The organism is Streptomyces sp. NPDC014734 (genome assembly GCF_043083325.1).
Taxonomy (GTDB): domain Bacteria; phylum Actinomycetota; class Actinomycetes; order Streptomycetales; family Streptomycetaceae; genus Streptomyces.
This window is the reverse complement of record NZ_JBIBYN010000012.1, coordinates 71,489-81,703: the sequence shown is the minus strand read 5'-3', so window position 1 is coordinate 81,703 and position 10,215 is coordinate 71,489. Positions and strand designations below refer to the sequence as shown.

Here is a 10,215-nt window from a genome sequence, read left to right as displayed (position 1 = left end):
CGGCACACCGGGCGGCGGAGTCGCCCCACCCGGCACACCCGGCGGACCGGGAGGCTGCGGAGCACCAGGAGCGCCAGGAGCCCCGGGCGCGACCGGTGGCCCCTGTTCCGGCACGAGCTGCGTCGGCAGATACCCACCGGCCGGGGAGCCCGGCGCACCCGGCCCCGAAGGCGGCGGCACCGGCGCACCCGGACGAGCACCGGGCGCCCCCGGCGCTCCGGGCGGCGGCGGAGTCGACGGGCCGGCCCCGCGCGCACCACGCGGCGGCACGACGGCCCGGCTGGTGGCCGCGTCCGCGATGTCACCGGCATCCGAACCGGTAGCCTCCGGGGCATCGGACGCCTCCGCGGCCGGCACGGCCGACGCGGCCCCGTCACCACCCCGCGGGCCCAGGCCCGGAACGATCGCGGTCGAGGGCAACTGGCTGCCACCCGACATCAGGGCCGTCGGCGCCTCGGCCGACACCACCGGCGGCGACGCGCTCTCGTCGTCGGCGCCCGAGAGCGGCGGTGCGAACACCGTGACCGGCAACGGCACCGCTCCCTCGTCCGAACCCCCGTTGGTATCGGTCCCGTCCCACGGGGTGGAACCGGCAGGCACGCCCGGCGACGACGCCGGAACCCCGTCGTTCGCGGTCGGCTCGTACGCGACCGGGCCTCCCGGCGGCACGGCATCCCCGGCAGCACCCGGGGCCGGAGGCCCGACGACCGGCGAGGACGGCACGGCGAACGAAGGCGGCGTGGCCGGCGAGGACGGCGAGGAGGCCGGGGGCGGCGTACCGGGGAAGGCCGCACCGGCCGACTCCCCGCCCGCAGCATCCCGGCCGCCCCGACCGTCCCGATCCGCCCGGTGATCCGGAATACCCAGCTTGTCGGCCGCCTCCTGGAGCCACTCCGGAGGGCTCAACAGGAACGACGTCTGATTCAGATCGACCCGCTGCGGCGGCTCCGGAGCGGCCTCGGCCGCAACCACCGCCCCGTACTCCTCCTCGTACCGCCGGATCACCTCGCCCACCGGCAGCCCCGGCCACAGCGTCGCCTCACCGCTGTCCCTGGCGATCACCAACCGCTGCCGCCCACCGTCCGAGACCGGGCCCTCCGCGCGGTCCTCGCCCCACACGACGAAACCCAGCTCGAACTCCCGCACCCGCACCTCACGATGCTGATACGCCGGCACCTCGCCGTTGATCCACTCATCGGCGCGCTCCTGCGCCTGCGCGAACGTCACCACCACGCTCACCCCTCCACCGGGACGGCCCGCGCGAAGCCACCGTCCACCATCAGGTTCGCCACGGTCTCCAGCTCCGGCGGATTGCCCGCCAGGCGCTCCAGGAACGCGTCGAAGTCGTCACCACACGGCAGCAGCAACCGGTCCACCCGCTCCTGCACCGTCCAGCCGTCCCGGTCCCGGGCATCGTCGTACGCGCAGAACCAGACCGAACCGGTCCCGCCGCCCCTCACCTTCACGGCGAGCAGCCCGCCCTGCACGAAAGCGACCCCCAGGAAATCCTTCGTCAGATGATCCCGCAGGCACTTGTTCACGTACACCAGATCGTTCACGGCGGCCTCCTCGCGCACCGTGAAGAACGGCTGGTCCACCAGCAGCCCAAGCTGCGCGTCGAGCGCCGCGCCCACCGGCGCCGAACCACCCGCCGCCTTCAGGAACGAACGGTAGGCACCCGGCAACCGGTAACCGAGATCCTCCTCGACCCCCAGCACCTGCTGCTCGCTCACCGCCACAGCCCCCTTCGGCAGGCGGAAATGCGCCGGCCGGGTCTCCTGCAACGGCCGGGTACCCCGCTTGTTCTGGTCCACCGCGGTCTCCGCGAGCCCGGCATGATGCCTCAGCAACGCCTTGACCTCGACCGGAATCAGCTCCATCCGCCGACCACCGGGAACGTGATGCCACGTCCAGCCGTGCGGCGTCGCCACCGCCGGAATCGTGTCCCACAGCTCGTGCCCGCTCGCCGCCAGAGCCGCGTTCGCCGAAACGTAGTCGGTCAACCGCAACTCATCCACGCCGAAACCCTGCGGGGGCTCCGCGATCTCCGCCGCCGCGCGCGCGTACGGCGAGAACACCGGACTCCCGCCCGCGTCCATCCGCACACCGCCGGGATGACGGGCCGCCCGGACCGGATCCGGGAAATGCACGAGCTGCCCGGCGTAGGCCGCGTTCGGTGGCGCGGCTTGCTGCCCGAGCCGACCTGTCGTCATGGCGTTGCCCCCTGCTGCGTCCGGCTGGTGACGATCGGCCCGCCGGTCCGTGTCTGCACACTGCCCAGGAGGACGATCCGGGCACAGCCTATGCGGTGCCGCAAGCCCCGGACCCGCCCCTACGCCCCCTCCCCCGCATCCGTCACGAACCGTCACAGCGACGTGACGGACGAGCGACCGGCGCACCCCTCACGAGCGACACAAAGCCCCATAACCCCGCCCCAGCTTCCCCACGAGCCCGGACATTTGGCAGGCTGTCACCGCAACTCGGGGGCGTGCACATCACGCGGCCACCGCCGCGGGCACGGGAGGGAACAGCGCCATGCACACTGCACCAACAGTCACATCCGGGGATCCCCGCCTCAGCTGGAGCAGCACCCGCACCAGCCACGCACCCCACCTGCGCCACCGCCGCGACGGCATCCTGCCCGCGGTGGCCGCGGCCCTGTCCGTACGCGGCGAAACCCTCACCTGCACCGCCGGCAAGGGCGACCGGCCCCCCGCACTCCACCCCCTGGTGCAGGACTTCCTCGACACCCTCACCAGCAACCAGCGCGAACGCTTCACCGGCCGCTGCCCCGAGGCCATACTCCTGTCCCGGCACCTCACCGCGGCCGAATCCGCCCGCTCCAAGCGCGCCCGGCGCAAGCCCCTCACCAACGGCGAGGCCCGCCGCGCCCTCAAACACTCCCGCCTCACCGCACGGCACATCCGCGAGGACGGCGACCCCCTGCACGGCAGCTACGCATCGCCGTGCCGCTCCTGCGCGGCGATGCTCGCCCACTTCGGCGTACGTCCCGTCGACGTCACCGCGGACGGGACGGCGACCACCGCCGAGAAGGGCTGACCGCACACCGATGAACGACCGACCCGACCCGGCCGTACCCGGGCAGACATCCTCCGCCGACCGCTCCGCCCCGCCCCGCTTCCCCACCGCCGTCGACGCCGCCCTGCGCACCGCGGGCTGGCAGCCCGGCCGCTGGGACATCCGCCGGGCCGAGGAATGGGCCGACGCCCTGCGCGCGCACCAGTCACCCGCCGGACACCGGCACGCCGTCTTCCCGGCCGCCGTCGAGGCGTGGGCCGAATTCGGCGCACTGCACATCAAGGCCACCGCACCCGGCCGGCAGATCGCCCCCGCCCCGGTCCACATCGACCCGATGGGCGGCCTCCACCTCGCCCGCACCCTCGGCGATCTCGGCCGGGCCCTGGACACCGAGGTCAGCCCCCTGGGCAAGGAAGGAAGCGGACAGGCGGTCCTCGCCATCGACGCCGAGGGCCGCGTCTACAGCGTCGACCACACCGGCGACTGGTATCTCGGCCCCGACATCGACCAGGCCCTCACCGCACTCGTCAGCGGCATCCAGCCCGAACGCCTCGCCCTCCCCGGCTGACCACCCCACCGGTCGGACAACCGCACGCCCGAACCCCCACCGACACCGTCCCGTCCTCGCCCGGACCCCGTCCGGACCGGCCCGGGGCCGAAGTTCCCCGCCCCGTCACGCCGACGACGCCGCCCGGTCCGGCAACACCGCCGACACCCGGAAACCCCCCGCGTCCGTCGGCCCCGAAACGAACACACCTCCCAGCCCCTGCACCCGCTCCCGCATACCGACGAGCCCGTTGCCCCCGCTCGGCAGCCCCGCATCCGCCGTCGCCTCGTCCGACGGGCCGTTCTCCACCTGCATCGCGACCTCCGCGCCCCGGTGCGCCAGCCGTACCCACGTCTTCGCGCCCGCCGCGTGCTTGTGCACGTTCGTCAGCGCCTCCTGCACCACCCGGTACGCCGTCTGCTCGACCTCCGGCGCATACGGACGGACCTCACCGTCGACCGAAAGCTCCACCGTCATACCCGCCGCCCGGGACTCCCCCACCAACGTCTCCACCTCGGACAACCGGGGCCCGTCCTCAGCCACCGCGGCCGCCGCGGCCGCGGCCCGCCCCACCGAGGCCAACGGCACCTGCGCCGACCGGGGCACCACCGACTCCCCCGCCCGCAGCACCCCCAGCATCTCCCGCAACTCCGTCAGCGCCTGCCGCCCCATGTCACCGACCAGCGCCGCGTTCCGCACCGCCTTCGCCGGATCCTTCGGCGCCACCGCCTGGAGCGCGGCGGCGTGCACCACCATCAGGCTCACCCGGTGCGCCACCACGTCGTGCATCTCCCGGGCGATCCTGGTCCGCTCCTCCGTACGCGCCCACTCGGCCCGCTCCTCGGCGCGGTCGGCGAGCAGCGACAGCTCCCGCTCCAGCGAGTCCGCCCGCTCCCGCAGGCTCTCCATCAGCCGTCGCCGGGCCCCTATGTACAGGCCGAACAGCACCGGCGGCGCGGTGAGCCCCAACGACATGAACAGCGAGAGCAACGGCACGTACCAGTGATCCGGACCGAAGCCCGCCTGCGCGGAGACGCTGTGCCTCAGCTGTACGTACGTGACGATGAACGTCCCCGCGAACGACATCCCGGTCAGCACCGCGGTGATCCTTCGCGGCACCTCGGAGGCGGCCAGCGTGTAGAGGCCGACCAGCCCCATGAGGAAACCCATCTCCGCGGGCGCCGTCGCGATCGCCACCAGCACCACGACGATCGGCCAGCGCCGCCGCACCACCAGCACGGACCCCGCCAGCAGCCCGAACACCACACCGACCGGCACCGGCAGCCCGGTGTCGGCGGCGAACTCCACCCCCTCCAACGCGCATTCCATCGCCGACAGGAGCGCCAGCCCCACATCCAGCGCGACGCTCCGCCGCCGCCCCCACCACGCATAGCCGCGGGCGGTCGTACCCACGCCCTCCTGGTATGCCCCCGTTACGGTCATGCCGTCCACCCTACGGGCGCCCGCACCTCATTCTCGGGCGACCTGGACAGCACGCCCGTCCGTCGAACAGATACAGAACAGCCACGTATCGCTTGAAATGGTGAATCGAGCAGGCTTTCGCACCGGACGTCCGTATTCCGCAAGAGCGCGAACCTCTGTCGTCGCGTAGAAGCCACTTGGTACGGCATAGTGTTGGGTGCCGATCCGGTGAGCCGACACAACGTCCGGCTCGGCCGGGAATGATCCCCCATGGTGTAATCAGGCAGCACTGCGAGTTTTGGTCTCGTATGTCCAGGTTCAAATCCTGGTGGGGGAGCTCCGGCGCGCGGGCCCCGGCCATCAAGGCCGGGGCCCGCACCCATGTCCGCGCACGGGCGCCCCGGTATCCTTCGGATGTCCACCACCCGAAGCCGAAGGGCATTTCCGTGAGCTCCGAACGCCCGGCAGCCGTCGTCGTCCTCGCAGCGGGTGAGGGCACCCGCATGAAGTCGAAGACCCCCAAGGTCCTGCACGAGATCGCCGGGCGCTCGCTCGTCGGCCACGTCGTCGCCGCCGCCCGCACCCTGGACCCGTCCCACCTCGTCGTGGTCGTCGGCCACGAGAGCGAGCGGGTCACCGCACACCTCACCGCCGTCGACGACACGCTGCGCACCGCCCACCAGGCCGAACAGCGGGGCACCGGCAACGCCGTGCGCGTCGGACTCGACGCGCTGGGCGGGGCCGTCGAGGGCACCGTGATCGTCGTGTGCGGCGACACCCCGCTGCTCTCCGGCGAGACCCTCTCCGCGCTCGCCGCCACCCACACCGCCGACGCCAACGCCGTCACCGTGCTCACCGCCGAGGTGCCGGACTCCACCGGCTACGGGCGCATCGTCCGCGACCCGGCGACCGGGGCGGTCACCGAGATCGTCGAGCACAAGGACGCTGACGAGGCCCAGCGGGCGATCCGGGAGATCAACTCCGGGGTGTTCGCCTTCGACGGCAGGCTGCTCGCGGACGCGCTCGGGAAGGTGCGCACGGACAACAGCCAGGGCGAGGAGTACCTCACCGACGTGCTGTCGATCCTGCGCGAGGCCGGTCACCGGGTGGGCGCCTCGGTCGCGGGGGACCACCGGGAGATCCTCGGCATCAACAACCGGGTGCAGTTGGCCGAGGCACGGCGGTTGCTGAACGAGCGGCTGCTGGAGCGGGCCATGACGGCCGGTGTCACCGTCGTCGATCCGGCGTCGACGCTGATCGATGTCACCGTGACGTACGAGCGGGACGTGATCGTGCACCCGGGGACCCAGTTGCTGGGCGACACGCATCTGGCCGAGGACGCCGAGGTAGGTCCGAACTCGCGGCTGAGGAACACCGTGGTGCGCGCGGGAGCGCGGGTGGACAACACGGTCGCGGACGGGGCCGAGGTCGGCGAGGGCGCGACGGTCGGTCCGTACGCCTACCTGCGGCCGGGTACGCGGCTCGGGGCGAAGGCCAAGGCCGGCACGTACGTGGAGATGAAGAACGCCACGGTCGGCGAGGGCAGCAAGGTCCCGCACCTGAGCTACGTCGGGGACGCGACGATCGGCGATCACACCAACATCGGTGCCGCGAGCGTGTTCGTGAACTACGACGGGGTGGCCAAGCACCACACCACGATCGGCTCCCACTGCCGTACCGGTTCGGACAATATGTTTGTGGCACCCGTCACGATCGGGGACGGGGTCTACACCGCGGCGGGGTCGGTCATCACCAAGGACGTACCGGCCGGTTCGCTGGCCGTCGCCCGCGGCCAGCAAAGGAATATCGAGGGTTGGGTGGCCCGGAAGCGTCCGGGGAGCGCGGCGGCGCAGGCGGCACAGGCCACGACTTCGGAGCACGAGAGCGAAAGCTGACCGGAAACAGGTGCGTCGAGTACGGCGTACCGTGATAGGTGCTCACCCCATTTCGGCTGGCTCGTCGCAGATCGGGATACTGCGCGCGGCGCCAGGAACATGTCTGAGGAGACTGTGCTGTGACCGGGATCAAGACGACCGGCGAGAAGAAACTGATGCTCTTCTCCGGCCGCGCCCACCCCGAGCTGGCCGAGGAGGTCGCGCATCAACTGGGTGTCGGTCTCGTGCCGACGAAGGCCTTCGATTTCGCCAACGGTGAGATCTACGTCCGCTTCCAGGAGTCCGCGCGCGGCGCCGACTGCTTCCTGATCCAGAGCCACACTGCTCCGATCAACAAGTGGATCATGGAGCAGTTGATCATGCTGGACGCGCTGAAGCGCGCGTCGGCCCGCTCCATCACGGTGATCGTGCCGTTCTACGGTTATGCCCGTCAGGACAAGAAGCACCGGGGCCGTGAGCCGATCTCGGCGCGTCTGGTGGCCGATCTGATGAAGACGGCGGGTGCGGACCGGGTGCTCACGGTCGACCTGCACACGGACCAGATCCAGGGCTTCTTCGACGGTCCGGTGGACCACCTGTTCGCGCTGCCGATCCTGGCGGACTATGTCGGCGCGAAGATCGACCGTTCCAAGTTGACGGTGGTCTCGCCGGACGCGGGCCGGGTGCGGGTGGCGGACCGCTGGTGCGATCGTCTGGACGCGCCGCTGGCGATCGTGCACAAGCGCCGGGACAAGGATGTCGCCAACCAGGTGACGGTTCACGAGGTGGTCGGGAACGTCAAGGGCCGCGTCTGTGTCCTGGTCGACGACATGATCGACACGGGTGGCACGATCTGCGCCGCGGCGGACGCGCTGTTCGCGCACGGCGCCGAGGACGTCATAGTGACGGCGACGCACGGTGTGCTGTCGGGTCCGGCGGCGGACCGGCTGAAGAACTCCAAGGTCAGCGAGTTCGTCTTCACCGACACCCTGCCGACGCCGGGCGAGCTGGAGCTGGACAAGATCACGGTGCTTTCGATCGCGCCGATGATCGCGCGTGCGGTGCGCGAGGTGTTCGAGGACGGTTCGGTGACGAGCCTGTTCGAGGAGCAGTAGGCGACGGGCGTTACGGATCGGAAGATCCATTTTGGGGTGCGGCCTCCGCGCCGGGTAGACTCATCGGGTTGCTCGGCGAGGGAGGCCGTACTCATGTGTACGGCGGTCCGTTATCGACGCGCTCTTCGTAGCAGGCCTGTCGTGGGCCGGGTGACCGTCCGAGTGTTGTCACCTTACGAGGAGTGCAGTCATGGCTGAGGTCAAGCTCGCCGCCCAGGTCCGTTCCGAGTTCGGCAAGGGTGCCGCCCGTCGTGCCCGCCGCGACGGTCTGGTTCCCGCGGTCGTCTACGGTCACGGTGCCGAGCCGGTTCACATCACGCTGCCGGGTCACGCCCTGATGATGGCGCTCAAGACGGCCAACGTCCTGATCGGTCTGGACATCGACGGCAAGGACGCGCTGGTCATCCCGAAGGCCGTGCAGCGCAACCCGCTCAAGGGCGACATCGAGCACGTCGACCTGCTGACGGTCAAGCGTGGCGAGAAGGTCGACGTCGAGGTCGTGGTGCACGTCGAGGGCGACCTGGCTCCGGGCAGCAACCTGCTGGAGTACGTCATGAACACCCTGCGCATCCAGGCCGAGGCCACCCACATCCCCGAGTCCGTCACGGTCTCGGTCGCGGGTCTGGACGCCGGTGCGTCGGTGTTCGCCAAGGACATCTCGCTGCCCGAGGGCTCGACGCTGGTGGACGACCCGGAGGCCATCGTGCTCCAGGTCGTCGCCGCGCAGGCCGAGGAGCCGGCCGCCGAGGGCGCCGAGGGCGCCGAGGCCTGAGAGCCCGTCGGGTGACCTTCGAGGTCACCCAGCAGGCGCTGAGCCTCGCACGTTCCGCTTCACTGACGGGGCGGCGGTTTCTCCGTTCGGGGTCCGCCGCCCCGTTTTCCTGTCGACCGGGCCCGTCCGGGCCCGGTGTCCGTCCGTACGTGAGGAGACCGAGCCCAGATGTCCGATGCCACTGCCCCCTGGCTCATCGTGGGCCTGGGCAATCCCGGTCCCGAGTACGCGGCGAACCGGCACAATGTGGGGTTCATGGTCGTCGATCTGCTCGCGGAGCGGATCGGCGGGAAGTTCAAGCGGGCGCAGAAGGCTCAGGCGCAGGTCGTGGAGGGCCGGGTGGGGCCGCCGGGGCCGTCGAGCCGCCGGGTGGTGCTGGCGAAGCCGATGTCGTACATGAACCTTTCCGGCGGGCCGGTGACGGCGTTGTGCGACTTCTACAAGGTGCCGTTGGACCGTGTGGTGGCGGTGCATGACGAGTTGGACATCGATTTCGGGACACTGCGGCTGAAGCTGGGCGGGGGTGACAACGGGCACAACGGGCTGAAGTCGATGACGAAGTCGCTGGGTGCCGGTTATCACCGGGTGCGGTTCGGGATCGGTCGTCCGCCGGGGCGGATGCAGGTCGCGGATTTCGTGCTGAAGGATTTCTCGTCGACGGAGCGCAAGGATCTGGCGTACTGCGTGGACCGGGCGGCGGACGCGGTGGAGTGCCTGTTGGCGGAGGGACTGGAGCGGGCACAGGGGACGTACAACTCCTGACGTCCGCGTGGCGCGGTGCGTACGGTGTCGGTGTCGTGGCCCGGCAGGTGCACAAGTATGGACATTCCGGCCGGTAGTCCGGTGTTTTTCGGCCGCGAGTTGACCTGTGCGTCACTCTGCCCAAGGATCGCTCCCCATGAAGCGGAGCTCCTCCCACCGCGCCCTGGTCCATGCCCGTACCGCTGCCATGGGTTGTGTCGTCCTGTTGTTGCTCGTCGCGGGGGTTCGGTCCTCGTGGGACACGGCGCACCACATCGTTCTGGACAAGGGCCGCGAGCACGGCACGATGACGGTGACGGGGTGTGGTGCGGACGTGTGCTCGGGGCCGTTCGCGCCGTCCGGTCAGGCCGCGGCGCGGGGGCGGGTGACGGTGGAGAAGTCGGTCGGGGCGCGGCGGGGTGACCGTTTTCCGGTGGTGGTGCGGCCGGGGACGGACGAGGTGGTGCGTGCGGGGGTGGCTGGTTTCCTGCATGCGTGGGTGCCGCTGGGTGGTGCGTTGGTGCTGGCGGCGTTGGTCATCGGGGGTGGCATGCGTCTGACGCGGATCGCGTGGGGGGCGGGCATCGCGGGGGCGGTTCTGCTGGCGGCGACGTTCTTCGCGTTGTGAGTGGGCGGAGCGCCGTGGCGGTGGGCTGTGGCAGCCTGCCGCCACGGCGCTACGTGGTGGCGTTGCGGGGCGGGGGC

At 71.1% G+C, this 10,215-nt stretch carries 9 protein-coding genes and 1 pseudogene; 7 read left to right on the top strand and 3 right to left on the bottom strand.

Translation table 11 applies throughout. From position 1 onward, the window contains the following. Positions 1–1,239 (bottom strand): annotated as a pseudogene (locus tag ACF1CT_RS20405) (hypothetical protein); the annotation flags it as partial. Further along, positions 1,236–2,213, bottom strand: coding sequence for an SMI1/KNR4 family protein (locus ACF1CT_RS20400; RefSeq protein WP_391785291.1), 978 nt, complete (start codon positions 2,211–2,213; stop codon positions 1,236–1,238). The pseudogene ACF1CT_RS20405 and the gene ACF1CT_RS20400, both read right to left, overlap by 4 nt. A 322-nt stretch (positions 2,214–2,535) precedes the next feature. Here ACF1CT_RS20400 and ACF1CT_RS20395 point away from each other — a divergent pair, with 322 nt between their 5' ends. Beyond that, positions 2,536–3,060 carry a YwqJ-related putative deaminase gene (locus ACF1CT_RS20395; RefSeq protein ID WP_391785290.1) on the top strand — a complete coding sequence of 175 codons (525 nt, stop codon included), beginning with the start codon at positions 2,536–2,538 and terminating at the stop codon, positions 3,058–3,060. A 10-nt stretch (positions 3,061–3,070) separates the two neighbouring features. Then, the gene (locus ACF1CT_RS20390) at positions 3,071–3,607 is read left to right on the top strand and encodes an SUKH-3 domain-containing protein (protein WP_391785289.1); all 537 of its coding nucleotides are present in this window, start codon (positions 3,071–3,073) and stop codon (positions 3,605–3,607) included. A 105-nt stretch (positions 3,608–3,712) separates the two neighbouring features. Here ACF1CT_RS20390 and ACF1CT_RS20385 read toward each other — a convergent pair whose 3' ends face one another. After that, complete coding sequence (locus ACF1CT_RS20385; protein WP_391785288.1) at positions 3,713–5,029, bottom strand: sensor histidine kinase; 1,317 nt, start codon at positions 5,027–5,029, stop codon at positions 3,713–3,715. 425 nt (positions 5,030–5,454) lie between these two features. On the opposite strand from ACF1CT_RS20385, the gene glmU reads away from it, so the two are divergent. The 5 genes from glmU (at position 5,455) to ACF1CT_RS20360 (ending at position 10,138) form a co-directional block, all read left to right on the top strand. Next, positions 5,455–6,903 (top strand): bifunctional UDP-N-acetylglucosamine diphosphorylase/glucosamine-1-phosphate N-acetyltransferase GlmU, encoded by a 1,449-nt coding sequence (gene glmU / locus ACF1CT_RS20380; RefSeq protein ID WP_391785287.1) that lies wholly within the window; start codon positions 5,455–5,457, stop codon positions 6,901–6,903. A gap of 119 nt (positions 6,904–7,022) precedes the next feature. After that, positions 7,023–7,997, top strand: a complete 975-nt coding sequence (locus ACF1CT_RS20375; protein ID WP_391785286.1) for a ribose-phosphate diphosphokinase — start codon at positions 7,023–7,025, stop codon at positions 7,995–7,997. 190 nt (positions 7,998–8,187) lie between these two features. Further along, positions 8,188–8,769 (top strand): 50S ribosomal protein L25/general stress protein Ctc, encoded by a 582-nt coding sequence (locus ACF1CT_RS20370; RefSeq protein ID WP_391785285.1) that lies wholly within the window; start codon positions 8,188–8,190, stop codon positions 8,767–8,769. Between the two features lie 168 nt (positions 8,770–8,937). Continuing rightward, on the top strand, positions 8,938–9,531 hold the full coding sequence (gene pth, locus ACF1CT_RS20365) for an aminoacyl-tRNA hydrolase (protein WP_391785284.1): 594 nt from the start codon (positions 8,938–8,940) through the stop codon (positions 9,529–9,531). Positions 9,532–9,667: 136 nt separating this feature from the next. Next, on the top strand, positions 9,668–10,138 hold the full coding sequence (locus ACF1CT_RS20360; protein ID WP_391785283.1) for a hypothetical protein: 471 nt from the start codon (positions 9,668–9,670) through the stop codon (positions 10,136–10,138). The last annotated feature ends 77 nt before the right edge of the window (positions 10,139–10,215 follow it).

Coding starts and splice junctions, on each gene's coding strand:
- ACF1CT_RS20400 (WP_391785291.1), bottom strand. CDS start 2,213: ATGACGACAGGTCGGCTCGGGCAGCAAGCCGCGCCACCGAACGCGGCC.
- ACF1CT_RS20395 (WP_391785290.1), top strand. CDS start 2,536: ATGCACACTGCACCAACAGTCACATCCGGGGATCCCCGCCTCAGCTGG.
- ACF1CT_RS20390 (WP_391785289.1), top strand. CDS start 3,071: ATGAACGACCGACCCGACCCGGCCGTACCCGGGCAGACATCCTCCGCC.
- ACF1CT_RS20385 (WP_391785288.1), bottom strand. CDS start 5,029: ATGACCGTAACGGGGGCATACCAGGAGGGCGTGGGTACGACCGCCCGC.
- ACF1CT_RS20370 (WP_391785285.1), top strand. CDS start 8,188: ATGGCTGAGGTCAAGCTCGCCGCCCAGGTCCGTTCCGAGTTCGGCAAG.
- pth (WP_391785284.1), top strand. CDS start 8,938: ATGTCCGATGCCACTGCCCCCTGGCTCATCGTGGGCCTGGGCAATCCC.
- ACF1CT_RS20360 (WP_391785283.1), top strand. CDS start 9,668: ATGAAGCGGAGCTCCTCCCACCGCGCCCTGGTCCATGCCCGTACCGCT.